24 protein-coding genes are annotated in these 25,146 nt (G+C 69.3%); 8 read left to right on the top strand and 16 right to left on the bottom strand.

What is annotated here, in order from left to right; genetic code table 11:
* Both AB0E78_RS35620 and AB0E78_RS35615 read right to left on the bottom strand, forming a co-directional pair.
* Positions 1–563, bottom strand: a 563-nt coding sequence (locus tag AB0E78_RS35620; protein WP_361841804.1) for an ATP-binding cassette domain-containing protein, incomplete at its 3' end; no start/stop codon positions are given.
* Between the two features lie 40 nt (positions 564–603).
* Entirely contained in the window at positions 604–1,275 is a 672-nt protein-coding gene (locus AB0E78_RS35615) for a DUF4097 family beta strand repeat-containing protein (protein ID WP_361841801.1), read from the bottom strand.
* A 251-nt stretch (positions 1,276–1,526) separates the two neighbouring features.
* Between AB0E78_RS35615 and AB0E78_RS35610 the strand changes: the two genes are divergently transcribed.
* The gene (locus AB0E78_RS35610) at positions 1,527–2,276 is read left to right on the top strand and encodes a helix-turn-helix domain-containing protein (protein ID WP_361841798.1); all 750 of its coding nucleotides are present in this window, start codon (positions 1,527–1,529) and stop codon (positions 2,274–2,276) included.
* A gap of 73 nt (positions 2,277–2,349) precedes the next feature.
* On the opposite strand, the gene AB0E78_RS35605 is transcribed toward AB0E78_RS35610, so the two are convergent.
* Positions 2,350–2,802, bottom strand: coding sequence for a helix-turn-helix domain-containing protein (locus tag AB0E78_RS35605; RefSeq protein ID WP_361841828.1), 453 nt, complete (start codon positions 2,800–2,802; stop codon positions 2,350–2,352).
* 111 nt (positions 2,803–2,913) lie between these two features.
* On the opposite strand from AB0E78_RS35605, the gene AB0E78_RS35600 reads away from it, so the two are divergent.
* Entirely contained in the window at positions 2,914–4,188 is a 1,275-nt protein-coding gene (locus AB0E78_RS35600) for an MFS transporter (RefSeq protein ID WP_361841795.1), read from the top strand.
* Here the strand turns inward: AB0E78_RS35600 and AB0E78_RS35595 are convergent.
* Entirely contained in the window at positions 4,181–5,437 is a 1,257-nt protein-coding gene (locus AB0E78_RS35595) for a glycosyltransferase (RefSeq protein WP_361841792.1), read from the bottom strand. The genes AB0E78_RS35600 and AB0E78_RS35595 overlap by 8 nt on opposite strands.
* Positions 5,438–5,753: 316 nt before the next feature.
* Here AB0E78_RS35595 and AB0E78_RS35590 point away from each other — a divergent pair, with 316 nt between their 5' ends.
* A complete protein-coding gene (locus tag AB0E78_RS35590) occupies positions 5,754–6,950 on the top strand; it encodes an acyltransferase (protein WP_361841789.1) in 1,197 nt (398 codons plus the stop codon).
* A gap of 12 nt (positions 6,951–6,962) precedes the next feature.
* On the opposite strand, the gene AB0E78_RS35585 is transcribed toward AB0E78_RS35590, so the two are convergent.
* The 3 genes from AB0E78_RS35585 to AB0E78_RS35575 all read right to left on the bottom strand — a co-directional run bounded on the left by AB0E78_RS35585 (position 6,963) and on the right by AB0E78_RS35575 (position 11,301).
* Entirely contained in the window at positions 6,963–8,519 is a 1,557-nt protein-coding gene (locus AB0E78_RS35585) for a hypothetical protein (RefSeq protein ID WP_361841786.1), read from the bottom strand.
* A 164-nt stretch (positions 8,520–8,683) separates the two neighbouring features.
* On the bottom strand, positions 8,684–9,907 hold the full coding sequence (locus AB0E78_RS35580; RefSeq protein WP_361841783.1) for an FAD-dependent monooxygenase: 1,224 nt from the start codon (positions 9,905–9,907) through the stop codon (positions 8,684–8,686).
* The gene (locus AB0E78_RS35575) at positions 9,904–11,301 is read right to left on the bottom strand and encodes an MFS transporter (RefSeq protein WP_361841780.1); all 1,398 of its coding nucleotides are present in this window, start codon (positions 11,299–11,301) and stop codon (positions 9,904–9,906) included. Before AB0E78_RS35575 ends, AB0E78_RS35580 begins: the two co-directional genes overlap by 4 nt.
* Before the next feature lie 174 nt (positions 11,302–11,475).
* Here AB0E78_RS35575 and AB0E78_RS35570 point away from each other — a divergent pair, with 174 nt between their 5' ends.
* The gene (locus tag AB0E78_RS35570; protein WP_361841777.1) at positions 11,476–12,108 is read left to right on the top strand and encodes a TetR/AcrR family transcriptional regulator; all 633 of its coding nucleotides are present in this window, start codon (positions 11,476–11,478) and stop codon (positions 12,106–12,108) included.
* A gap of 68 nt (positions 12,109–12,176) precedes the next feature.
* Positions 12,177–12,761, top strand: coding sequence for an RNA 2',3'-cyclic phosphodiesterase (gene thpR, locus AB0E78_RS35565; protein WP_361841774.1), 585 nt, complete (start codon positions 12,177–12,179; stop codon positions 12,759–12,761).
* Between the two features lie 187 nt (positions 12,762–12,948).
* Here the strand turns inward: thpR and AB0E78_RS35560 are convergent, their stop codons facing one another.
* The 8 genes from AB0E78_RS35560 to AB0E78_RS35525 all read right to left on the bottom strand — a co-directional run bounded on the left by AB0E78_RS35560 (position 12,949) and on the right by AB0E78_RS35525 (position 21,674).
* Complete coding sequence (locus AB0E78_RS35560) at positions 12,949–13,134, bottom strand: antitoxin (RefSeq protein WP_361841771.1); 186 nt, start codon at positions 13,132–13,134, stop codon at positions 12,949–12,951.
* 154 nt (positions 13,135–13,288) lie between these two features.
* Positions 13,289–14,329, bottom strand: a complete 1,041-nt coding sequence (locus AB0E78_RS35555) for a LacI family DNA-binding transcriptional regulator (protein ID WP_361841767.1) — start codon at positions 14,327–14,329, stop codon at positions 13,289–13,291.
* An 84-nt stretch (positions 14,330–14,413) separates the two neighbouring features.
* Positions 14,414–16,885 carry a glycoside hydrolase family 3 C-terminal domain-containing protein gene (locus AB0E78_RS35550; protein WP_361841764.1) on the bottom strand — a complete coding sequence of 824 codons (2,472 nt, stop codon included), beginning with the start codon at positions 16,883–16,885 and terminating at the stop codon, positions 14,414–14,416.
* Positions 16,886–17,018: 133 nt separating this feature from the next.
* Positions 17,019–18,791, bottom strand: coding sequence for a discoidin domain-containing protein (locus tag AB0E78_RS35545; RefSeq protein ID WP_361841761.1), 1,773 nt, complete (start codon positions 18,789–18,791; stop codon positions 17,019–17,021).
* Positions 18,792–18,905: 114 nt separating this feature from the next.
* The gene (locus tag AB0E78_RS35540) at positions 18,906–19,994 is read right to left on the bottom strand and encodes a DUF1996 domain-containing protein (RefSeq protein WP_361841758.1); all 1,089 of its coding nucleotides are present in this window, start codon (positions 19,992–19,994) and stop codon (positions 18,906–18,908) included.
* A gap of 521 nt (positions 19,995–20,515) precedes the next feature.
* Positions 20,516–20,869 (bottom strand): hypothetical protein, encoded by a 354-nt coding sequence (locus AB0E78_RS35535; protein WP_361841755.1) that lies wholly within the window; start codon positions 20,867–20,869, stop codon positions 20,516–20,518.
* 158 nt (positions 20,870–21,027) lie between these two features.
* Entirely contained in the window at positions 21,028–21,336 is a 309-nt protein-coding gene (locus AB0E78_RS35530) for a hypothetical protein (protein ID WP_361841752.1), read from the bottom strand.
* Between the two features lie 107 nt (positions 21,337–21,443).
* Complete coding sequence (locus tag AB0E78_RS35525; protein WP_361841749.1) at positions 21,444–21,674, bottom strand: hypothetical protein; 231 nt, start codon at positions 21,672–21,674, stop codon at positions 21,444–21,446.
* A 162-nt stretch (positions 21,675–21,836) separates the two neighbouring features.
* Here AB0E78_RS35525 and AB0E78_RS35520 point away from each other — a divergent pair, with 162 nt between their 5' ends.
* Positions 21,837–22,856, top strand: coding sequence for a YdcF family protein (locus AB0E78_RS35520; protein WP_361841746.1), 1,020 nt, complete (start codon positions 21,837–21,839; stop codon positions 22,854–22,856).
* Positions 22,857–22,914: 58 nt separating this feature from the next.
* Here the strand turns inward: AB0E78_RS35520 and AB0E78_RS35515 are convergent, their stop codons facing one another.
* Positions 22,915–23,742 (bottom strand): LysR substrate-binding domain-containing protein, encoded by an 828-nt coding sequence (locus AB0E78_RS35515; RefSeq protein ID WP_361841744.1) that lies wholly within the window; start codon positions 23,740–23,742, stop codon positions 22,915–22,917.
* Positions 23,743–23,800: 58 nt separating this feature from the next.
* On the opposite strand from AB0E78_RS35515, the gene AB0E78_RS35510 reads away from it, so the two are divergent.
* Together AB0E78_RS35510 and AB0E78_RS35505 are read left to right on the top strand one after the other, a co-directional pair.
* Positions 23,801–24,205 carry a DUF5997 family protein gene (locus tag AB0E78_RS35510; RefSeq protein ID WP_361841741.1) on the top strand — a complete coding sequence of 135 codons (405 nt, stop codon included), beginning with the start codon at positions 23,801–23,803 and terminating at the stop codon, positions 24,203–24,205.
* Positions 24,206–24,354: 149 nt separating this feature from the next.
* The gene (locus tag AB0E78_RS35505) at positions 24,355–25,119 is read left to right on the top strand and encodes a DUF2071 domain-containing protein (RefSeq protein WP_361841738.1); all 765 of its coding nucleotides are present in this window, start codon (positions 24,355–24,357) and stop codon (positions 25,117–25,119) included.
* The last annotated feature ends 27 nt before the right edge of the window (positions 25,120–25,146 follow it).

The following is a 25,146-nucleotide window of genomic DNA, read 5'->3' as shown; positions in this document are numbered from 1 at the left end:
GTGACGCCGTCCGTGACGAGTTCGCGGATGATGGCCCACATGTTGTGGCGGGAGCGGGGGTCGAGGCCGGTGGTGGGCTCGTCGAGGAAGATGATGCGCGGGTTGCCGACCAGCGTCATGGCGATGTCCAGGCGGCGTTTCATGCCGCCGGAGTAGGTCGAGGCGGGCTTCTTCGCCGCTTCCACCAGGTCGAAGCGCTCCAGGAGTTCGGCGGCGGCTCGGCGGCCCTGCTGCTTGGGCAGGTGGTGCAGGTCGGCCATGAGGAGCATGTTCTCCTCGCCGGTGATCAGGCCGTCGATGGCGGAGAACTGTCCGGTGACACCGATCGCGGCGCGCACCTTGTGGGGGTGCGTGGTGAGGTCGTGGCCCGCGATCTGGGCCTGTCCGCCGTCGGCGGTGATGAGCGTGGAGAGGATCTTCACGGCGGTGGTCTTGCCCGCGCCGTTCGGGCCGAGCAGCGCGAACACCGTTCCTTCGGGGACGGCCAGGTCGATGCCGTCGAGCACGACCTTGTCGCCGTACGACTTGCGCAGCCCGTTCGCCGCGATGGCCAGATTCGTCATGATGAGTGCTCCTCAGAGGCTGCGGGTTCGAGACTGCGGGTCAGAGGCTGCGGGCCGTGATGTCGCCGTAGGCCGTGGTGGCATGGATGCTCAGACCGGCGGCGGCGCCTTCGGTGTTCTGGAGCGTGTTGTGGATCCGGCCATAGGCGACGCCTGCATCCAGCGAGGCGGAGACTCCGCGGGCGGCGGCGACCGAAATCTCACCGTGCTCGGTGCGCAGCGTGACCGTGCCGTGCGCGGCCTCGGCGATCCGCAGATCGCCCTTCTGGGTGCTGATCTCCGCCGAGCCATCCAAGCGGCCGACCGAGATGTCACCGGCCTGGAGGGTGAGGCGAGCACTCGCGGTCTCGTCGAGCTTCACCGAACCGTGCGCGGCCTCGAAAACGACGTCACCGAGCCGTCCGACTCCCCGGAACTCGGTGCTGGCGGCCTTCGCCTCAATGTGGGAGCCGGCGGGCAGTTGGACCGTCACCTCGATGAATCCGAAGCTGCCGAGGATCTGATTCTTCGCCTGTGCGGCCTCGATCCGCAGGACGCCGTCGGCGTACTCGACCGTGGTCTGCTCCGCCGCCTTGATGTCGCGGCCCTTCGAGGCGTCGGCGGGCAGGATCTCGACCGTGGTGTCGGTCCGGTCGGCGGCGATGAACCGGATGTTTCCCGCGGGGATGTCGAGGACGGTGGAGATCGGGGCGGAGGTGTCGAACTTCTGCATGGTGTGCTCCCTGTTCTGTGTTGTTCTACGTTTCGGGCCCTGCGGCCCGCCGTTTCTGATGATGGAAAGCTATGTTGCGTTCACGATTCTGACAACAGACTCGTTGCATAGATTCGACATCAGCGCAGGTGAGAGCAGATAATTCGTTGCAGTGGTGTGCAATCTAACGCAACGACATCTACGCGTTCGTTGCAATGAGTTAGAAGCGAACGCTATGCTGGGGGACACCACGCAGCACGAAGGAGACCGCGATGCCGGGAGGCAGACTCACCCAGCAGGAACGTCAGGAGATCGCGGTGGGCCTTGCCGACGGGCTCGCCTACGCGGAGATCGCCAGGCGCCTCGAACGCCCGACGTCGACGATCACGCGTGAGGTGATGCGCAATGGCGGCCCCACCGCCTACCGTGCCGACCTCGCCCACCGGGCCACCGAGCACCGCGCCCACCGCCGTCGGCAGGCGGCGCCCCGAGACCCGAAGAGAGCCCCGGAGGCTCACGGACGTGACGCCGAGGCCGTCCGTGAGTACGAGGAGCTGTTCACCACGGTCCTCATAGGGTCGGGCATGCCCAAGATGATGTCCCGGGTGATGGCCTGTCTCACCCTCACCGACTCCGGCAGCCTCACCGCGTCCGAACTCGTCGAGCGCCTCCAGGTCAGCCCCCCGTCCATCTCCAAGGCGATCGCGTACCTCGAGAGCCAGGGCTTCGTCCGCCGGGAGCGCGACGAACGCCGCCGCGACCGCTACATCGTCGACGACGACATCTGGTACCAGTCGATGATGGCCAGCGCCCGCTCCACCGCCCACGTCGTCGAGATCGCGCGGCAGGGCGTCGGCGTCCTCGGCCCCGACACCGCGGCCGCCGCCCGCCTCGAGAACGTCGCCCGCTTCCTCGACTTCGTGAACGAGAGCCTCGTACGTGCGGCGAACCAAGCCCGCGAGGTGCTGTACACGAAGGCCGGAACGACTCCGGACAACAGCGGCCCGGTGAGCACTGAGTGAGCACTGAGTGAGCGCCGATTGACCGATCAGGGCCCGCGCACGCCGCCAGGCCGGGCGAGTTGACCGCGTCAGGTCACTGGGCGGAGACCTTGTGGACGGTGGTGTCGGCGGGCGTCAGCGGACGCCCGTCCGCGGACAGCACCTCCAGTGGACGGAGGTCTTGCCCCTGCCGGCGGTCGACCAGCCGCGAGTGCGGTTCGCCGGGGGCGAAGAAGTTCTGTTCGCCCCACTGCCGCAGCGCCACGATGACGGGGAAGAGCGCCTCACCCTTCGGCGTCAGCACGTACTCGCGATAGGCGCTGCCGTCCGAGGCCGGTACGGATTCGAGGACACCGCCGGCGACCAGCGCGCGCAGACGCGCGGTGAGGATGTTCTTCGCCACGCCGAGGCTGCGCTGGAACTCCCCGAAGCGTCGGCTTCCGTCGAAGGCGTCCCGCACGATCAGCAGGGACCACCAGTCGCCGATCGCGTCCACCGACCGGGCGACAGGGCAGTCACTGTCGTCGAAGCGTGTCCTGGTCACCATCGCGTCCACGTCCCTCACTAGCCTCATGGCGGTTGCAACATGCTACCAAAAAGCGCTACCTTCGCCGTCATCATTGGTAGCAAGTTGAAACCAGAATGCGGAGGGGTGCCGATGCCCTGCGACAGCGAGGCTCTGACACGACGGACCGAGGTCCGCAGCAGGGAGGACTCCTCCTTCGACCTGACCCGCGGCGTCGTCATGCTGTTCGCCGTCGCCTGCGGTGCCTCGGTGGCCAACGTCTACTTTTCCCAGCCGCTCCTGGTGACCATCGGCCACGACCTGGCCATGAGCCCGGCCCTGATCGGCAGCGTCGTCACCCTCACACACGTCGGCTACGGGCTCGGGCTCTTCTTCCTGGTGCCCCTGGGCGACGTGATCGACCGCAGGCGGCTCGTCGTGGCCCAACTGCTGCTCCTGGTACTGGCGTTGGCCGTGGTGGCCACCGCCCCCACGGCGGCGGTCCTGCTCACGGGCCTGGCCGCGACAGGGCTTCTCGCGGTCGTCACGCAGACACTGGTGGCCTTCGCGGCATCACTGGCACCCGCCGCCCGGCGCGGACGCGTCGTCGGTCTGGTCACCAGCGGCGTGGTCATCGGAATCCTGCTCGCCCGCACCGCGTCCGGACTCATGGCCGACCTCGCGGGCTGGCGCTCCGTCTACCTCGCCTCAGCGACGCTCACCGCACTGCTCGCCCTGATCCTGTACCGGGTACTGCCACGCCACAGTGCCGCTCCACCGACAAGCCTGCGCTACGGACAGCTCCTGCGTTCCACCGTCACCCTGTTCGCACGGGAACGACTATTGCGGCTCCGCGCCCTGTTCGGCCTGCTGGTCTTTGCCGCCTTCAGCACCCTGTGGAGCAGCGTGGCGCTGCCGCTCAGCGAGGCCCCGTACTTCTTGTCCCACAGTGCGATCGGGGCGCTGGGTCTCGTCGGCGTCGTCGGCGCCCTGGCCGCGACCGTGGCGGGCCGCCTGAACGACCGTGGCCTCTCCCGGCGGACCACCGGCATCGCGCTGGCGCTGCTCGCCGCCTCGTGGGTGCCCCTGGCCTTCACCCGCAGCTCGCTGTGGGCCCTGGTCGTCGGGGTGATCCTTCTCGACCTCGCCGTGCAGGCGGTCCATGTCACCAACCAGACCCTGATCTACGCGCTGCACCCGGAGGCGGGCAGCAGGCTGATCGGCGGATACATGGTCTTCTACTCGATCGGGAGCGCCACCGGCGCCATCGCCGCGACCTCCCTCTACACGGTGGCCGGCTGGGGTGCCGTATGCGCACTGGGCGCCGCGTTCAGCTGCTTCGGGCTCGCGCTGTGGGCGTTCACCCGTCACGACACCCAGGACTCGCCTCCGATAGGGCTAACTGACCGGCCGCTCAAGGCTAGTTGAGCCTCTGCCGCACCGCGTCCTTGACTCCGTAGGCCGCGCCGATCACTGAGCCCCGGGTTTGGTGCACGAGGGTTCTGAGGGCCCCGCTCGCGCCGTGCCGCCGCGTCAGTTGTGCGCAGGTATCGGCGAAGCGGCCCGCGATGAGCGCCGGTTCGTATCGCGCCGACGCGGTCTGCGCCGCCTCGGCCATCCGCTGACGGAGCTCATCACTGTTGATGAGCTCCAGGAGGTGTTGAGCGAGGGCCTCCTCGTCCCCCATCGGCACGAGCCGCCCGTCGACTCCATCGGAGATGATCTCTCGCGGCCCCAGGGGGCAGTCGGTGGAGACCACGGGTACCCCGCACCGCATCGCCTCGACGATGGTCATCCCGAAGGACTCGTGGTCCGAAGCGCTCGCGGCCAGCCCCGCTTTGAGCCACTCGCTTTCCAGGGACGATACCGCACCCATCAGAGAAGCATGCTTTTCCAGGCCCAATTCCTCGATGAGCCGCTGGAGTTTCACTCCATGGCCTCCCGCGATCCCTGGGCCGAAGATGCGGAGAACCCAGTCGGGACGCTCGGCGCGGACTCTGTCGAAGGCTCGGATGAGAAGGTCGTACCGTTTCGTCGGAACGAGTCTCCCCGCAGCGACAACCGCCTTGTCCCTGCCGCCGGACGGAACATTCGACGGCGCCGGGACAGGATTGGGGAATGCTTCGATACGCACTCCCGGAAGTGTCATCTGCTTGCGATAGATCTCCGCGTCGGCCGAGGTCGTGGTCGTCAGCATGTCCAGCCGTGGATACAGGCGCCGCAATGTGAGCCGCAGGGGCCGCGAATGATTCCGGAACGTCAGGTGCTCCTGCCCGACACGCAGTGGTCCCCGCTTTGCCTGCAGACAGATATGTGCGTTCAGGCCCGGTCGCGTACCCACGACGACGTCGCTCGTCAGAGAGCTCAGGTGATCGGCGATCCGTTGATCGGTCAGACGGCTGTAGTGCGGGTACTGCGTCTCGCTTCCGGGGAAGACGGCAGCGGGTCTCCGGGCTTCGGGCAGGTCACCCTCATATCCCGGGGTCCCCTTCCGCAGGTCCACCAGGTGTCGAATCCGGATGCGTGGGTCCACGGGGAACACGGGTGCGTCCCGGTGCCGGTAGACCGACACGATCTCCACATCATGCTGCTCGACCAACTCGTTGGCGAGGTTGATGGTGGTGCGGATCGTGCCGCCGAAACCGAAGGAATTATGGATGAGAAATGAGATGTGCAAGGTGCCGTAGCTCCTGTAGCCGCACTCCGTATGGAGTCGCCAAGGCCCCGGCGCAACAGACATTGCGCGAAAGGGGCCACTCGCCAGCCCAACGACAGGACCGACCTAAGGTTGCGAGCCGGATAGCGCCCGTGACCCCTCGGACCATATAGCGCGTAGCGCTTGCGCCCCCTCGGATGAGTGAAATTATCCGGCAATATGGAGGGACTCGTGCGCATGTACCGCATTGGCTGCTTGCGCGGTGTTGTCGTCCTTCATCAGTTCTCTGTCGCGAGGTCGCCGTCGCGACGTCGGTGATGAGAGGTCGGCCCCACGCATGCGCAGCAGTAACCGGCAGTACCTCGTGTCCGTGGATCACCTGCGTGCCTACGCCGCCCTGCTGGTGCTCCTCTGCCACGGCACGTACATGATCTCTCCGTACCTCAGAGAGATCCCGAACAGTGATCCGCACGGCTGGCTCTATTCGCAGAACCCGCTTGCCACGCTGGTACTGGAAGGCCATTCCGGGGTGGCCCTCTTCATGGTGCTCTCCGGATTCATCTTCACCATCGGCACCCTGGGCAAAGACGTCCACTACGGCCGGTTCCTGGGCAATCGCGTGCTGCGGATCTTCCCGCTCTACATCGCGTTGATCGTCCTGGGCATCGGCGCGCACAAGCAGGGTGCGAACCTCCTGGCGGTGCTCCAGTCCCTGGTCGGTCTGGGAAACCTGCCCGGGTCCCTCAGCCTGGGCGCCGTGTCGAGCATGTGGTGGGCCATCGCGGTCGAGTTGCAGTTCTATCTGCTGTTCCCGCTGTTCAGCAGGCTCCTCACCAAGCGCGGACCCCTGGCTCTCCTCAAGCTCCTGGCCGGTATCACCGTGATCCGGGCCCTGGTGTGGGCCTCGGCCACCGGCAGCATCAGCGTGAACTCGATGCTCTACTACAGCCTCGCCGGCCGCATCGACCAGTTCCTGCTTGGCATGGTGGCCGCCTGGTTCTTCGTGCACCACCGGGAACGCTTCCAGGGACTCCTGAAGGTCGCCGTAGCGACAGCACTGGCCACGGGAGGGATCTGGGCCTTCAACCAGACCCACGCCTTCCACGAGCGGCACGCCACACGTCTGCTCTGGGTCGACGTGGAGGGAACGATGTGGGCCCTGGTGGTGCTGACCTATGTGGCCACCATCTCCTCGACGGGGCTCGTGTCGAGGAGCATCGCCAAAATCGGCGAGATGAGCTTCTCCGTCTATCTCCTCCACTACATGGTCGTCACCGCGATCATCTCCCGCCGCTGGTGGTTCGAGCTGACGGGGCGGCCGGTGGTGGATGCCTTCCTCACCGCGGTCGCGGCGGTTCTGCCCATCACCCTGGTCGCGGCCGCGGTCACGTTCAATGGCATCGAACGGCCCTTCCTGCGCTGGCGCCGCGCCTACCTCGTCACGGACCCGCCCGCGCCCACGGCGCACCCGCCCACTCCCCCTGCGCCCGGTGTACCCATCACTCCCCCGGCCGCGGTCGTGTCGCCCAGATAGCCAGACACCCCGTCAGAGCGCGGAGAACACCCGCCGGAACAGGTCCAGGGCCTCATCCGCCCACCCCAGGGCACCCAGGGCCGAACCCAGGTTCCCCGGCGGCCGGTTGACCAGGGTGTCGTGGCGGATCAGCCGGTCGAAGTCGACGAGCAACGGGTCCTGGCGGAGGGTGCTCGCGTCGGGACGGAAGAACCGGACTCCCGCCAGCCGCATCACGTTGATCACCTCCTGCGCGAGAATTCCGTACCCGACCGTCGTCGGGTGCACGCCGTCCAGCGAGAACAGCCCGCCGTCCGTACGCCGTTCGCCCTCACCGGCGAGGAAGTGGGAGTTCGGCGGCGGCGACAGCGCCTGCAGGGACGACGGCAACGGATACGGCTGCCACCAGCTGGGACGCGCCAGCGGGTCCTCGGCATACCGGCGCGACGCGAGGCGGTCCAGCAGGCCGCAGGTCTCCAGCAGATACCAGTCCTTCCCCTTGGTCCGGGCGGCCCGGACCATCTCGGTGATCGCGTCGTTGTACTCGTCGATCGCGTCGTCGACCTGTTGCGCCTGCTCCGCGGTGATGCTGGGGTCCTTGCCCGCGTCGAAGTCCCGGTCCTTGATCCAGGGGCGGGTGTAGTAGGGGAAGTAGCGCGAGCCGGGCTGGATCTTGACGGCCACACCGCGTGCAATCGGCGCGATCGTGACGTGCGGAACCGTGCACCAGATGACGTGCCGCGCCTTGATGTCGAAGACTTCGGCGGCCACTTTGCGCAGCTCGGACCTGAAGTGCTTCGGCCGCCAGACCGTGAAGCGCCGCTTGGCGTCCAGGTCGTCGAAGCCGGAATCCTCGCTCCACACCACGCGGAGATCGGTCACCGCCCGCAGGGCGTTGTTCGCGCCCAGGAAGACGACCAGGGTCTCGATGCCGTGCTTGGCCCCTGTGCCGTCGATGTCCTTGCCCAGCTCGGCCGCCGCGCTCAGCTGGGTCAGCGCCCCCGCCGCCTGAGGCTGGGTGGGCAGCACGCGCAGGGCGGCGCGCTCGCCGGCGTTCTGCACGACCTGGTTGACCAGATCGTCCTTCGGCGTGTCGATCCGCTTGCGGCACTCGTCCGCCGACTTGGACAGCGCATCGCGCAGGTCCCACCCGAACACGGCGAGGTTGTGCATGATCGCCGTCGTCGACGGCACGGTCCGGCCGGCCCCACGCTCCCAGTAGTCCTCCACCCGGTCCATCACGTTGCGAGCCCGGAACAGCGCCAGCGGCGCCTCCCACCAGTCCAGGTTCCGCCCGTAACGGGACTCCAGGTCACGCAGGAAGAGCTCCAGGTTGAACGGCAGCCCGCCGAAGCCCCCGTACCGGGGGAAACGGAACTGCGGGAAGCAGCCCAGCTCGTACGCGACGATCGCCGGATACGAGAGGGACGTGTTGAAGACCGCCGCGCTCTGGAATCCCTGCGTCAGCGAATCTCCTATCGCGACCAGGCGGTGCCGGGGATCGCCCGTCCACCGCGTACTGACATCGACCCCCACCTTGGGATCGAGCTCGGGCACCCGCGGACCCTGACGACGTACGGAGTCGGCCATGATTCCCCCCTTGGCACACCGCGGCGCACCGGCTGCGCCCTCACGCGAGGCCTCTTCCTGCGTAGCAGAGCCCGGCCGGGGCGACACCGTCCCTGACGAGAAATACGCGGGACTCGGTGCACAGCGGGGTGCGGTCCAGAGACCGAGAGCCAAGGTCGTCCCCTTCACGTCAAGGACACGAATACGGGCAGGGTCAGGGCCGAGTGGGCCGGTCGTCCCTCCGAGGAGGGCAGGGCGCTGAGGTGGCGCAGCATGTCGTTGCGCTGCTCCAGGGCCCGAGCGGTGGTCGGGAAGAGCGCGGCGTCGCCCTCGCCGACCTGATCCTGGTTCACGGTCACGAACGCACGGGTGTCGTGTTCGTAGGCGGCGAAGCCCGCGGCGTGGCCCCGGTCGGCCAGAGAACCGGCGAGCATGTACGCGCCGACGAGCGCGAGGCTGGATCCCTGCCCGGTGAGGAACGACGGCGCGTACGCGGCGTCGCCCACCAGTGCGACCCTGCCGCTGGACCAGCGCGGCATGCGGATCTGGCTGACGGCGTCGAAGAACAGGTCGTCCGCGTCGCGCAGGGCGGCGAGCATGCCAGGGACCTCCCATCCCGCTTCGGCGAAGACCGCTGCGACCAGGTCCCGTTGGGCTTCCGGGTTGCGGAACGCGTCGAAGGGCGGCTCCGGGCGGGCGAAGTTCAGGAAGGCATGCACGTCGTCGTCGCTGTCCCCCACTGCGTAGAGTGCCGCGGCCCTGCCCGGGGTGTTCCACATCATGAGCTCGTGGGAGAGCCCGAAGGTGTTGCGCATGGTGAACCCGGCGAAGCAATAGCCGAGGTAGCGGTGGAACTGTTCCTCGGGGCCGAAGAGGAACTCGCGGGTACGTGAATGCAGGCCGTCCGCCCCGAACACCAGGTCGAACGTACGCCTGCCGCCCCCGCGGAAGGTGACGTCGACCCCGTGGTCGGTCTGGTCGAGGGTGGCGATGGAATCGTCGAACAGGAACTGCACGTCGTCGCGGACCGCCGCGTGGAGGGCGCCGGTCAGATCCCCGCGCCGCACCTCCAGGTCCTGTCCCGCGACACCGCCGGTGACGCTGTGCGGTTTGACCGAGGTCACCTCGCCGCCGTCCTCGTCGAGGAAGGTGAGGCGGCGCAGATCGATGTGCGCGTCCCGCAGCCGGGGCAGGATTCCCATCCTCCGGACGACCTCAAGTGCCGTGCCGCGCACGTCGATGGGGTATCCACCGCCTCGAAGCGCGCCCGCCTTCTCGACCACCGTGACGGCGAATCCGTAGCGGTTCAGCCAGAACGCGAGGGCGGGCCCCGCGATGCTGGCCCCGGATATCAGGACCTTGCGCCTCGGCGCGATACGGCTGTTCCTCGACAGGTCGGTGCGGGTCATTCCTTGACTCCTTTGCTCATGGTGCGGGCGACGAGCAGGGACAGCGCCGTGACGGCGCCTGCTATGAGGAAGCCGGTGACGAAGGCCGATTCGGCCGGGACATCGGCCCCGGAGGGGGTCGCGGCGGTGAGGAGCGCACCACTGACCTGCACACCCACCGCGAAGCCGATCACGCGGGTCACGAGGACCAGGCTGGTGGCGATGCCGGTGTCACCTTGGTCGACGGAGGTGGCGGTGCTGGTCACCATCGCCGTGACGCACAGGCCGTTGGCGAGCGCGATCATCATCTTGCCGATGACGAGGTGCCAGACCTCGGTGTGTACGGCCGCCAGGGCGAGCAGGGCGGCGACCATGATGACGATCCCGGCGGTGACCACGGCACGCGAGCCGAAGCGCCGCGCCCCGATCCCACCGATCGGCCCGGCGAGCGACGCGGCCACGGCGCCGGGCAGCAGGAAGAAGCCGATCTCGGTGGCGCTGGCACCGAATCCGTACGCGTCCTCGGACACCGCGAAAAGCTGCGGGACGAGATAGACCGGCACCGAGGTGCCGACGCAGATCACGAAGGTCAGCACGCACGACTTCCATACGGCAGGCCGTGCCAGCATGCGCAGATCGACCATCGGAGAGGCCGCGCGACGCTCGACGGCCACCCATCCGGTCACGAAGGCGGCCAGAACCGCGATGAGGGCGCCGAGAACGAGGGGCTGCGAGGCGATGTCCGGTGCGAGGGCGAGCACGAGCATGAGCGTGACCAGCGTCCCGCTCATCAGGCCCAGGCCGGGCCAGTCGACCCCGGCGTCGTCCGAACGGCCCGGCGGATCCTGCGGCATCAGCGTGTTCACCAGGAGGGTGGCCCCGATGACCGCGAGCGTCGGCAGCGCGAACATCCAGTGCCTGGACAGCCCTTCCGCCACGGGCCCGGCCGACAGCGTTCCCGCCATCCCGCCCCCGACGAACAACCCGCTGACCGTCCCGATGGCCACCTTCGAACCGCCCGCGGGGAGGTGTTTGCGCACCACGATGAACGACAGGGGCAGCGCGCCCACCATCGCTCCCTGCAGTACCTGACCGAGCAGCAGCACGGGCAGGTTCGGCGCGAGGGCCGACACCAGGCCACCGGCGGAGACCACCGCCATCAGCCGGATCAGGACCCGTTTCCCGCCGTAGCGGTCGCCCAACTTGCCTGCGACCGGCGTGATGAGCGCGCCGGTGATGAGGAGCACGATGCTGAGTAACGCCCCTTCGGCCGGACTCATGTCCAGCTCGCGTTGCAGGAGCGGGAGCGTCGGCGTCACCACCGACTCCAGGGCACCGGTGGCCAGTGCCAGCAGGCCGAGGGCCCAGACAGCGGCCTTTCCGATGCGGACCGGGGGAGCCAGAGTTGCGGTCATGGACGTCCTTCCGTCATTGCCGGGCCAGTGGCCGACCGGCGGAGGCAACTCGGTGAGGACGTAACCGAGTTGATGAACACTCACCTCCGTCGGCCGGAGCGGGTGTACGACAGCGCCACCCGCCGAGCCAGTATTACACTACACCGTGCAGTGTAGGACGGTTAAGATGTGCCCATGCCGACCACGAAGACACTGCGCGAGGGATCCACTCAAAAGCGGGCCGCCATCCTCTCGGCGGCCCGGGAACTGTTCCTCGCCGACGGCTTCGACCGGTCCAGCGTCGACGCGGTGGCCGCCCGGGCGGAGGTGTCCAAGCGCACGGTCTACGACTACTTCGGCGACAAGCAGACGCTGCTGCGAGCAGTCGTCGACACCGTCGGCCAGGCAATGATCACCACGATCCGGCGGACCCTCGACGAAACCCTCACCGACCTCACCGAGGCCGCCGACCTCGAGGACTCCCTGGTCACGTTCTCGATGCGCATCGCGACCGACATGCTCGGCTCGGCGGAGTACGCGACCCTGCAACGCCTGGTCCGGGCGGAGTCCGGCCATCTGCCGCACCATGGCTACAACTCCATGGCCGACACCCCCGACGAGGCGCTCGCCGAGCGGTTCGCCGCTCTCGCCGCGGCCGGGCTGCTGGACGTCCCCGACCCCCGGCTCGCGGCCGACCAGTTCATCGCGCTGACGTTCGGCGTCGCGCTGGACAGGCTCGGTTCCGCCAATGCCGTGGAGGACACCCGCGTTCGGCCACTCGTCGTCGAGGGAGTACGGACGTTTCTCCGCGCGTACCGGACCAGGTAGGGCCGGGACACAAGTGGGCACAGGGGGAGGGTGCGGGACGACCGCCCGGATGCGGTACGAAGTCTTCTGTGAACGAACAGAACCAGCCCGCGACCGTTCGTGTATTCATCGCGCTCGCCCCGCCCGACGACGCGAAGCATGAACTGGAACTGGCCCTCGGCCCCGCCTACCAGGCGCATCCGCGGATGCGGTGGAACCGCATCGAGGACTGGCACATCACCCTGGCGTTCCTCGGCGAGGTCCCCGTCTCGGTGCTTCCGCTCCTGCGTACGCCGCTCGCCCGCCTCGCCGCCGCCCGCAAGCCCCTGAAGCTGGCACTGAGCGGTGGCGGGCACTTCGACGAGCGTGTGCTGTGGAGCGGGATCGACGGCGACCTCGAAGAGCTGCATCTGCTCGCCACCGAGGTGCGTGCCATCGTCGACGGCTGCGGTGCCGCTCATGTGGGCCGTCCGTTCCGCCCCCACCTGACGCTGGCCCGTGCCCGCCGTGACACCCCGTCGTGCGCGGTGGAAGCCGCTGCCGGGCTCGCCGGGTTCACCGGACGCCCGTGGCAGGCCGAGCGTCTGCACCTGGTCGCCAGCAACATCGGCCGCGGCCCGGGGCCCATCCACTACCGCGATGTGGGCGCCTGGAACTTCGACGGTTCGGCCTGACCGGCGGCCCGGTCTCTTGCGCTGCTCTCAGGGCTCATGCGCTGCCTTCGCGCGGCTCGCGACTCACCGCCCCTGAACGCCGAGTGCCCCGCCCCTGCATCACGGGGGCGGGGCGGCAGCGCTGCAGCCACAGCGCGGATGGAAGAACCCAGGCTATCGCCGGGCACTGACAAACGCGGGGCGCCTACTACTGCGGGGGCTGGTCCTGGTCCCTGCCGAACTGGTCCTTGAGCTTGTCCTGGGCGGTGTCGACCTGCCCGGAGTACTTGCCCTGGGTCTTGTCGTCGACGAAGTCTCCCGCCTTGTCGACTCCCTTCCCGGCCTGGTCCTCGTGACCCTTGAGCATCTGCTTGAGCTTGTCCATGACTGACATGGGCAACCGCCTCTCTGTGTCGCCCCCACAACCAGGCTCACATCGCGAGGCGTGATCCGCATCCCGGTGGCTCCGATCACGGGCTCTGCCTGCGGTGACGCGCTCGGCCGCCCCCCTGCACCACCCCTGGGGCCGGCACTGCGGCCGTCGCGCTCTAGGCCGACTCGCGCACCACGAGTTCCGGCTCGAAGATCACCGAGGTGGGGTCGGTGCGTATCCCCTCTATCTGTTCCTGGAGCAGCCGTGCCATCTCCGCACCCATCTCTTCGATCGGCTGCCGCACCGTCGTCAACGGGGGTACGCAGGTGACCGCCACGCTCGAGTCGTCGAATCCGACCACGGCCACGTCGCGGGGTGCCTGTTTGCCCTCTTCCCTCAGGACCTGGCACACGCCTTGTGCCATCAGGTCATTGGCCGCGAACACCCCGTCGACGTCCGGGTGCTCGGCCAGCAGTCGCCGCATCGCTCCCGCCCCGCTCTCGAGGGTGAATCCGCCCTCGGCCACCGGGATATAGGGCTGCCCGCCCCTCTCCATGCCCTCCTGGAAGCCAGCAAGCCGTTCGCGGCCCGCCGGGATGTCCAACGGTCCCGAGATGGTCGCCACCCGCCGGCAGCCGCGGGCCAGCAGATGCTCGGCGGCCAGCCGCGCCCCGTCGCGGTGCGCGAAGTCGACGTACGTGACGCGGGCCCGCAGTGAGGGGCGCGCGAAGAACACCGCGGGCGACCCGGCTTCGGCGAGCATCGCCGGCAGCGGATCCTCGGCATGGGTCGAGACGACCAGGGCGCCGTCCGCGTTGCCCTGGCGCAGGTAGGTCAGGACCTGCTGCCGGGAGTCCTCCGTCTCCGCGAACATCAACACCGGATGCATGGCGCGCGGGCGCAGGAATCCCACCACCCCGCTGACGGCGCGGCCGAAGAAGGGGTCGGCGAACACCCGCGCGGCGAAGGCGTTCTGTGCCGTCTCGGTGTGGTCCCCGGCGCCCGAGACGACCAGGGCGATGGTGCCCGCGCGCTGGGTCACCAGGGAACGGGCCGCCCGGTTGGGCGCGTACCCGGTCCGCTCGATGGCCTCTCGTACCACGTCCTGGATGGCGGGGGAGACATTGCGTACGCCGTTGACCACCCGGGAGACGGTGGCGCGGGACACCCCCGCCTCGCGCGCCACGTCCTCCAGCGTCGGCATCTGTCTGTCCATCCGGGAACCCTAACGCCCCGCCACCGGACGCCATAGAGCGCTCTCCCACGCCCCTGCCGCACCTCTCCCCTGCCCTCCCGCCTCCTACGGACGGTTGCTTGACCTGCGTACCGTCACGGTCGCCCGCAGGGGCAGATCTCCGGCGCTGCGCCCCGCGAGGACCTGCCAGTCCCCCGCTTCCGTCCGCCACCGGCGCACTTCCGTGTCCCAGTGCCGCAGCATCCTGGCCGGTACCTCCACCGATGCCGTCACCGTCTCCCCCGGCTCCGCCCGGACCGCCGTGAAGCCCGCGAGCCAGCGGACCGGGCGCTCCACGGCGGAGTCGGGCCGAGCGAGATAGACCTGCACCACCTCACGTCCCGGGCGCGCGCCCGTGTTGCGCAACCGCACCTCCACGGCCAGGGCTTCTCCCCCGTCGTGCCCGTCGTGCCCGTCGTGTGCGTCGTGCGTGCTCGCGGCCCGGAGGCGGTCGTAGCTCCATGTCGTGTAGCCCAGGCCGTGACCGAACCAGTAGGCGGGTTCGCGGCCCGACCGCAGCCAGGCCCGGTAGCCGATGTGCAGGCCTTCCGCGTAGACGAGCGTGCCCTCCCGCGGCCGGGTCTCGGTGACCGGTGCGTCCGCGAGCGCGGCTCCCCAGGTGGTCGGCAGGCGGCCACCCGGCTCGGCCCGCCCGAAGAGGACGTCGGCGAGCCCGGCCCCCGCTTCCTGTCCGGGGAACCACGACAACAGCACCGCCCCGGCCTGGTCCCGCCAGGGCAACTCCACGGGTCCGCCCGAATTGACGACGACCACGGTGCGCGGATTCGCGGCGGCGACCGCCGCAACCAGTTCGTCCTGACGGCCGGGAAGGGTGAGCAAGGTGCGGTCGTGCCCCTCGGATTCGCTGCCCTCGGTGGTGCCGACGACGACCACCGCCACGTCCGCATTCCGCGCGGCCCCGACCGCCTCGGACAGCGCCTGCTCGGGGTCCGGCTCGGGCGCCGCGGCCGTCACGACGACGGCGCGGCCGGTGTCCGGTGCGAGTTCCCTGCGGGCCACGACGTGCGCGGGGTGACCCGCGGGCAGCCATACCGAGGCGTGCTGCCGTGGCGGGTCGAGATGAATGACCGCCGGATCCTCGGTGTCGCGCGCGAACTCCCCTTCCACCAGGGGCTGTCCGTCCACCGCGAGACTCATCCGGCCGTAGCCCCCCACTCCGAACGTCCACTTCCCTTCACCGGCCGTGCGTACCACGGCGCTGATCTCGACGGTGTGGGCTTCCGGCGCGAGAGGAGGCTCCAACTGCCTTCCGGAATGGCGGTGTTCCGAGGAGAGTTCGCGGCCGTCCGCTGTCAGCACCCTCAGCAGCACGCCGGGCTCCCCGGTGAGGGGGTTCTCGCACTGCGCGGGATCCAGCGGCCTCGGCTGCCCGCCCAGGTCCGGGCCCGGTGCGTGCAGGACCTCGGCCTGCCCGCGCAGCCGGTTCCGGATCCCGTCCAGCGGTGTGACGACGTCCGCCGGGAAGACCCCGGCACTGCCTTCTCCCTGGAGCCGCGGTGTCGAGGCATGCCGACCGATGACCGCCACGCTGCGCAGTGCGGAGACGTCCAGGGGCAGGACGTCCTCGTTACGCAGCAGTACGGTGCCGGCCGCCACGGCCCGTCGCAGGAGACGGCGGGCCGTGCCACCCGGCCATGCGCGCGGCGGGAGCCCGCGGCCGACGCCGAGTGCGCCGACGCGGTCGGCGAGGGTGAGCAGGCGCACCACCTTGTCGTCGATCGCCCGCTCGGGAACGCCGCCGCTCCGGACCGCCGCCACCAGAGCCGCACCCCACGGGCCGTCTGGGCCGGGCATCGCCAGGTCCTGGGCCGCCTCCGCGCTCTCTGCCGTCAGGCGCACGGCACCCCAGTCGGACACGACGGCCCCGTCGAATCCCCACTCTCCTTTCAGAGGCTCGGCCAGCAGTTCATGGGCGGTCATGGTCGTGCCGTTGACGCCGTTGTACGCACTCATGACGAGCCACACGCCCGCTCGGACGGCTGCTTCGAAGGGCGCCAGATACACCTCGCGCAACGTCCGCTCGTCCACCCGGACGTCCAGTGTGAGCCGCTCGGTCTCCGAGTCGTTCGCCACGTAATGCTTGGCGGTCGCGGCCACCCCGTGCGCCTGAATGCCCCGGATCAGGGCGGCCCCGGTGCGCGCGGCCAGTTCCGGGTCTTCGGCAAGGCACTCGAAGTGGCGCCCTCCCAGCGGGGTGCGATGGAGGTTCAAGGTGGGCGCCAGGACCACGTGCACGCCCTTGCGCAGAGCTTCGAGGGCCAGCAACTCACCCAGTTCCGCCGCGAGTTGCGCGTCCCACAGCGAGCCGAGCGCGGAGGCGGAGGGCAGGAGCAGCGAGGGGAGGCGCTCGTCCCACTCCTCCCCCCGCACCCCGGCGGGGCCGTCGGAGAAGACCATCTCCCGCAGCCCCACGGCCGGTTCGGCCCGGGTGCGCCACACCGTGGCGCCGGTCAGCAGCCTCACCTTCCGCTCCAGGTCCAGCATGCCGACCAACTTCAGCAGTGCCTCGCGCGTCATGCTTTGCTCCTCCTGCCCCCCGACGAGGGAGCGGCGCCGAAGTCGGATCAGCAGCGGACCAGCCATGGACCGGCCACACCGGCCACAGACCAGTCGTCGATCAGTCGCACATCAGTCGTGCTTCAGTCGTGGCTCACTTGTAGATGCCGAGTTCGTAGAGCGAGTAGCCGTATCCGGTTCCTCGCTCCGTGCCGTTGACGCGCACGTAGCGGCCGGAGCCGCTCACATCGAAGTCGTCGACGCCGCCGTTGCCGCCGCGCACCTCACGCACGGTCCTCCAGTTCTGCGCGTCGTCCGAGGTCTGGATCGTGTACGTCTTCGCGTACGAGGTCTCCCAGTTGAGCTGGACGTGCTTGAAGGAGGTGGTGGAGCCCAGGTCGACCTGGAGCCACTGCGGGTCGCTCCAGTCGCTGGCCCACCGCGTGTTCTGCTTGCCGTCGACCGCGTTGGCGGCGGTGCACGGGCAGTCGCCGCTGCCGGGCTGGAAGGAGGATGCGGTCGCGGGCTTGCCCTGGGCGATGTTCGTGCCGTCGACGGGTGGCACGACCACGCGTACGGACCTGGTCTCGATACCGACGTTGCCCTTGCCGTCGGAGACCTTCACATAGATCTTCCAGACGCCGGGCTTGTCCGGAGCCGTGACCTTCAGACGACCCGACCCCTGGTTCGTGGCGGCCAGCGGGGTAAGTTCCTTGCTCTTGTCGATGTACATGCTGTTGGCGAGCACCTCGTAGGAGAGCGCGTCGCCATCGGGGTCGCTGACCTTGGTCGTGAGCGTCAGCGGGCCGCCCGCGGGAACCTTGCCCGCGTCACCGTCGACGGTCAGGCCGGAGATGACCGGCGGGGTGTTGTCCCCTGCGGTGCTGCCCTTGTAGGCCTTCTTCACCGCGTAGTACGAGAGCCTCTTCTGACCCGCGGGAAGCAGGTTGAACCAGACGCCCCCGAAGTCGTACTCGGTGCCGTAGTGGAACATCGTGGCGCCGAGCGCAACGCCCCGATGACCGGTGACGCAGTCCCAGGCCTTGGTGTAACCGGCGGCCTTCGCCTGGTCGGTGGGCTCCTGCGGCGCGCCATTGGCGTCGTCGGGCACCTCCCACTCACCGGCGGGCCCGGTCTCGGTGACTATGTAGGGCTTGTTGTAACCGCCCTTCTCCCATTGGGACTTGATGTCGCACGCGGCGTTGTAGGAGTTGACGGCGTAGAGGTCGAGGTCCGGGGCGTTCCTCTTGTAGTAGGGCCAGGCACCGGTCCAGGCGTCGGTGGAGGTCACGGGGTGGTTGGGGTCCACCGCGTGGATCTTCTTGGCGACGTCGTTGACGAAGGTGGTGTACGCGTTGCGCTGCTTCTCCAGTTCGTCACCGGTGAAGCAGTTCTGCAGGCCAAGCACCGACTCGTTGCCCACGTTCCACATCAGGACACCGGGGTTGTCCTTGTAGGTGTTCGCCCACTTGGGGAACTCCTCGAGCATCTGGTTCTTGTACGCGGTGTCCGTCAGGTAATTGACACAGCCGCCGCTCCCCGGACCGCCGCCGGGCTGGAGCCAGAAGCCCGCGACGACCTTGATGCCGTGGGCCGCCGCGGAGTCGAACAGCGGTTTGCTGGAGGCGTCGGTGCCCCAGGTCCGGATGGTGTTGACGCCCATGGACCGCAGATCGGGCATGTACTTGTCGGCGTCCGCGACGGAGGGGCCCCAGGTCAAGCCCTTGACCTGGTAGGGCGAACCGTCGACGGTGAGCCGCCAGTTGCCTTGCGAACCGGTCACCTTCACGACACTGCCGGCCGCGTGCGCCTGCTGGGCGGGGAGCGCGAGGGCTCCGGTCACGAGCAGGCCCGCGGTCACCGGGGCCACGAAGCGGCCAAGGCGGCCAAGGAGGCCTAGGGAGAGAGCGGTACCAGGTCTACGCATGGGGTCTCCTGGGCGAGGGGGGATGGGGATGAGAGATGGGGGCGATGCGGGGGCGGGGGGGCGCGGGGGCGCCTGCGAAGGGCTAAGGGGGCCTCGCCCTTCGCAGGCCCGGGGTCATGGCAGCTCGTAGTTCTCGTCGAGCGCCGCGCCCGCTTCGGGATGGGTCTGGTCGTAGCCGCGCGGATCGCACTGCAGACCGCCGACGACACAGTGATCCACCAGCGCCTTCAGCGTCGCGTCGTCCCACGCGTTGAAGAAGTCGTAGTGGAAGGAGTGGCCGGTCCCGCTCGCCAGGCGGACCTTCGACATGTCCCCGTTGACGGGGAACGCCATCTTGAACTCGATCATCGGCAGGGCGACGGGGTGGCTCGTCGGGCACACGTTGTCGTTGGTACCGTTCTTGACCACCGGGTAGGACATGTGGCTCTGGTGATTCGGCGAGTCAAGTGTCTTGCCGTCCCAGCAACTGGGGGCCTGGAAGCGGATGTTGAGCTGGGTGTCGGCCGTCGTGGGACAGTTCTTGGGAAACTCGACGTTGAAGTAGCTGGTCCCGCACTCCCACCCTTCGACGAAGCCCGGGTGGTCGCGGAACTCCTGCGCGGTCTGCATCGGACTGCCGACGACGAACCTGAGCCCCTTGGGGAAGGGCCGCACACTCGTGTAGTCGGTGACCCCGGCCTTGTAGTAGATCGTCTGGTCCCCTACGGGCCGCACCTCCTTGTCGCCGTTGTACAGCGTGGGCATCCAGTACGCCGACCTGTCGCCGGGGGCAAGGCACTTGGTGGATCCGGCGTCCAGGGATGCCGTGGTGCTGTGGGCGTTCGTCGTGGTGTTGCCCATGAACGTGTGGTCGTGCGACTTGCCGGGCTGCCCGGGGTAGACGATGGGGTCGTCGGGGGCGGTGTGCGTCACCGAACAGTGCGCCTGGAACTCGTGGAAGTAGCGGTGCGGCGGCTGCTCGGCCGACGGTTTGACGCCGGTGACGGGCTGCTTCGCGAGGATGTACCCGTCTGCGTCGGCGTCCTCGGCCGCCGCGCGGGTGGATGCGGCCATGGTGTGTCCCGCGTGCAATGCCGCGGTCTTCGACGTCCGGGACTCGGACGCGTGGTCGGCGCTCACCGCGATGCCGCCGATGCCCAGCGAGCTGATGATCAGGGCGCCTGCGATCAGCGCTCCCGAGATGGTGCGCGATCTCCGTGCCATGGAGACCTCCTGCCACGTGGAGAGGGATGGGGGCCGGCCTGCCGGGAGCCGTGGCCGTGCGCTCCCGGGCACCGGGTGGGGACCTGCGTGGCCGGGAGCCGTCGAGGAAGTACGTCGGCCGCCCGGAGCCATCTGTTGCGGAGCGCCCTGAGGGGAATGGGTTGGGAGAGCGCTCTCCCGGAGTGTTCCCATCGTGACGCGAGCGTGTCAAGAGTCGGTGAACGACTGGATGTCGGCACCTACGGCCCGCTGGTGCGCATTTGACGTACGAGGCCGCTGACTTCCCCGGTCGCGTCACTCAGCGGGATGCAACTTCCTGCTGTTCAGCGGGTGTTGGGGCCTCGCACCCGCGCGAGTCGTATCACCTCGGCTGCCACGCGGCGATGTTCGACGGCAAATTGAAGAGTGGGTTCGCGGCGTTGACGTCTCGGCCGGACGGGCGGAGGATGCTTTTTGGGAGAGCGCTCTCCTCGGCGCTCTCCCGAATCCGTTCGCAGACCCGGCAGGGGTCTGCGCCTCTCTCACCGGAACGTGTGGACCAGCTCGATCTCGCCGACGATGTGGGAGTTGAACGCGTCGAGCTCCTCGGCAGGAACCCACAGTTCGAGGATCGTCCGGCCACCCGCCTGCTGGACGGGGTACCGACGCAGGAACTCCGAGTCGACCTCGAACCGCGTCACGTGGCCCACGCCGTCGTGCTTCACGTTCCAGTCCCTGGCGATCCTGATCGCGTAGTCCTCGTTGAGGACCGGATAGAAGATCGGCTGCTCGGGCAGGCGGGGCGGCCAGGCGCGCCAGCTCGACTCCCGGACCAGGTCCAGCTCCTTGGGACCGGTCGGGCGCCACAGGGTCGTCGTGGCGGGCCGGCTGGTCATGCGAAATCCACCTCTGCGTCGAAGGCCGCCGAAGCGGCTGATCAAGAGGTGGACGATACCTGGACGGCAAGCGAGCGGGCCACAGAGTTCAGTTGGGGAGGGCCGAGCGGCGGCGGGCCCGATGTGCCGGGCCCGCCGTGGCCGCTGGTGAGCAGTCGTCAGCCGCCGTCGCACCTGAGGTCGGCGGGCCGCATGTACCCGAGCTGCTGTCCGTTGTCGGTGCGCGAGACCTGCCACAGGGCATCGGCGCCCTGGCGGGTGCCGTTCACCGGAGTGGCCGGATCGAGGTAGCCCACGATCTCGGTCCACGGGTTGTTCCCGGCGTAGATCGGGGCGTCGGCGTGGGTGGCGAAGCAGGTGCCGCCCGCTGTGGCGGTGCCGCCGAGCATCGGCAGGGCCAGCAGGCTCAGCGCCAGCACGGCTGCGAGTCTCGCCGCGCTCTTGCGGATCGGTCGGGTACGGGCCATGTGGGTCCTCCAGGTGTGGGCGAGTGCTCCACGTGTTTCTCCGGGGCGGGTGGGGCGAGTGAGGGACGGCCGGGCCGGGAGGCCCCCCCCGGCCCGCGTCCGTCGCCTCAGAGCCGCTGGGTGCTGGAGATGTCGGGGGCGACCACACCGACACCGGCGCCCGGCGTCTGCGGGGCATCCTCGGTCCACTGACCGGCGTCGTCGATCACGTCCAGGGCGCCCGTGGCGTGGGCGGGCTCCCTCGTGTCCGCCGTGTCCGCTCCCGGGGGCGGGCTGATCGCGGCGATGACAGCCCCGGCGGCAAAAGTGACAACGGCCAGTACGCTTCGCTTCTTCATACCGGGGTCAACTCCCTGTCGCGCATAAGGGCACGGCCTGCACCACGAGATCACCGCAGCGGACGCCTTCCGTTTCGGTCCTGGTGGCAGTGTCGATGCCGGCCTCGGCTCCACTCTCGGCTCCGGCCCGAGGCGGTGGTCGACCGCGCCTAGGCTGTGCGGATGTTGCTCTACGCCCCCGCAATACTCCTTTTCCTGGTCTTCTGCGTGCGCGTGGTGCGCGAGCGCAGGAAGTTCAGCAATGCCGTGATCCTGGGCCTCGCCGCACTCTGTGCCCTGGCGGCCTGGCTGTTCCAACTGGTCAGGTCCGGCTCGGCATCGGGTCAGGCCGTGGCGTGGGCGCTGGTGGTGCTCGGCGCGCTGAGCATCCTCGTACTGATCTGCTTCCTGTTCTCCAACGGCCTGCAGATGGTGCGCAAGGAGGGCAGGAGCCCGACCAACCTGCTGTCACTGGTCGCCGCGTTGGCCATCCTCGCGGTCGTGGCGCTGGTGGTCATGGCGGCCGTCGTACGGACGCCGGTGTGGGTCGGGGTGGGCACGGCCGCCGGTGGTCTTGCCGCCTACCTCGCGTTCCTGTTCCTCTGTTTCGTCTGTTACGCGTTCCTCTACGGGCGGCTGCGGGTGCACCGCAAGGCCGACTTCGTGGTCGTGCTCGGCTCCGGGCTCGTCGGCGGGTCCACCGTGCCGCCGCTGCTTGCCAGTCGTCTCCGGCGGGCGCACGCGGTGCACGCGCGCCTCGCCGAGCGGGGCGATGCGCCGGTGCTCATCACGTCGGGGGGCCAGGGGCCGGACGAAGACGTGCCGGAGTCCCACGCGATGGCCGACGACCTGATCGCCCACGGGTTTCCCGCCCGCCTGATCGAGCGGGAGGACCGCTCGACGACGACCGACGAGAATCTGCGGTTCAGCAAGGCGATCATGGAGAAGACGAATCCGGACTACCGGTGCGTCATCGTCACGAACAACTACCACGCGTTCCGTGCCGCCCTCACCGCTCGGCGGACCGGGATCCGGGGCCAGGTGGTGGGCTCACCGACCGCCGCGTACTTCTGGCCCACCGCGACGATCCGTGAGTTCGCCGCGGTCCTCGTCGCCTACAAGCGGACCAACGCCGCCATCTGCCTGCTGTTCGTCCTCGGCGGGGTGCTCGCCTGGTGGGCTCAGGGGAACGGCACCGGGTGAGGCGGCTGCCGGAGGGGCAGCCCTGAGGGCAGCGCCCCCGCGGGCAGTGGAGTCGGGGCTACGGCCGACGGCGGGGTTTGCCGCGCTTGGCGCCCTTCGGGGTGCCTCCGGAGCCGCCGCGCGCGTTCTTGCCCGCCTTCCCGGCCGGCTTTCCGGACTTCCCGGCGGGCTTGCCCGCCGTGCCCGCCGCGGGCTTGCGCCGGGCGCCGCCCTTGTCGGGGCTCTTCCGCTTCGACTGGTCCGAAGCCGAAGCCGACCCGGTCGCGGGCGTCTGGGAGCGGCCGCGTGAGCTGTTGACGGTGCGCCCTCGCACGATCCCGATGAAGTCCTCCACCAGGTCCGTGGTCGCGTCCTCCGGCCAGGACAGCGCGACCCGTGATTCGGGGGCTTCCGTGAGCGGACGGTAGGTGAGGTCCTTGCGGTGGTGCAGGCGGGCGAGCGACTGGGGGACGGCGAGGACGCCGATGCCCGCCGCCACCAGCTCGATGGCGTCCGCCGTGGTGGCGGGGCGCTCGTTCGCGGGCTGTCCGGGCAGGCTCTCCCAGGGCAGTGTGTCGTCGAGGGGGTGCAGGAGGATCTCGTCGGCCAGGTCCTCGGCCGTCACCTCGTCGACCGCCGCGATGACGTGGTCCTTGGGGATCACGACGACCGTCGTCTCGGTGTAGAGGGGGATCGCGCTGAGGTCCGTACGGTCGACCGGCAGTCGTACGAAACCGGCGTCGGCGCCGCCGTCGCGCAGGAGCTCGAAAGCCTCGCCGGGGGACACCGCCACGAGGGTCAGCGGCACGTCGGGCAGCCGCTCGTTCCAGATCCGCACCCATTTGGTGGGTGTCACCCCCGGGACGTACGCGAGCCTGAAAGAAGGGGTTGCCTGCGAGTCTGTCACCCCGCCAGGTTACCGGTCGTGGTCGGCGGTAGCTCACATGCTCGATACCCTGGGGACCATGACGTCGCACCAGACCACCCAGACCATGAAGCCCGCGACCGCGGCGAAGAAACTGGGTGTGTACCTCGAGGCCACCCCCGCCGAGTTCCAGGAGGGTGTCGTCTCGCGCAGCGAGCTGAACGCCCTGCAGACCGAGCCGCCCGAGTGGCTCCAGGAGCTGCGGCGCAACGGCCCGCACCCCCGGCCGGTCGTCGCGTCGAAGCTCGGCGTGTCCATCGCCGGTCTCGCGCGTGGCGGGGTCACGGAGGCCCTCACCACGGAGCAGATCGAAGCGCTGAAGACGGACAACCCGGAGTGGCTGCAGAAGGAGCGCGCCACCCAGGCCGAGGTCCGCAAGGAAACGGTACGCATCAAGGAGAAGAACGCGGAGCGCGCCGAGCAGGACCGTCAGTCCCGCTCCTGAGCTTCCGAGCTCTGAGCCCCCGGACACCGACACAGTCGGCCGGGGGCTCAGTCATGCGGGGGCTCGGTCATGCCGCCGCGGCGCCCGGTGCCGGACCGGACACCCGACCCCGTGCCGGGCGCGGGCGTGGCCCCTGCGATGCTGATGGCGTGGTCCTCTCCCCCGCCGTGCCGGAACCGATAACCGCCGATCCGCCCGCCTCCGCCGAGAATCCGCTGCTCACGCAGTCGTGGCTGGACCTTGCCTTCGTGCACTGGGCCGTGGATCCCGCGGAGGTCGCGCCGCTCCTTCCGGCCGGGACGGTTCCCGATCTCCACGACGGGTCGACCTATGTGGGTCTGGTCGCGTTCCGCATGCACCGGGTCGGCTGGTTCCGGCTGCCGGGCATCCCCTATCTGGGTACGTTTCCCGAGACCAACGTCCGCCTCTACTCGGTGGACGCCCATGGCCGCCGCGGTGTCGTCTTCCGTTCCCTCGACGCCTCGCGCCTGATCCCGGTGGCGGTCGCGCGCGGTGCCTTCCGGCTGCCGTACCAGTGGTCGCGGATGAGCATCCGGCACAGCGGCGACATCGTCACGTACACGAGTGCCAGGCGCTGGCCGGGGCCGCGGGGCGCGCACAGCCGTATCGCCGTCCGGGTGGGCGAGCGGGTCGAGGAGCCCACCGATTTCGAGCACTTCCTGACGGCCCGGTGGGGCATGCACAACACGTTCTTCGGGCGGCAGATGTTCCTGCCGAACGTGCATCCGCGCTGGCCGCTGCACCGGGCCGATCTGATCGAGTGCGACGAGGACCTGGTCGCCGCCGCGGGGCTGCCGCGGCCGCTCGGGGACCCGGTGAGCGTGCTGTATTCGCCGGGTGTGCCGGTGCATTTCGGGCGGCCTGCCCGGCCCGGCGGCATCCCGACCCCCTGACGTGCGCCACGACGGCGTACGACACCA

Source organism: Streptomyces sp. NPDC032198 (assembly GCF_040636975.1).
GTDB lineage: Bacteria > Actinomycetota > Actinomycetes > Streptomycetales > Streptomycetaceae > Streptomyces.
Note: the sequence above shows the minus strand (reverse complement) of the source record. Positions and strands in the feature narration are given on the sequence as shown.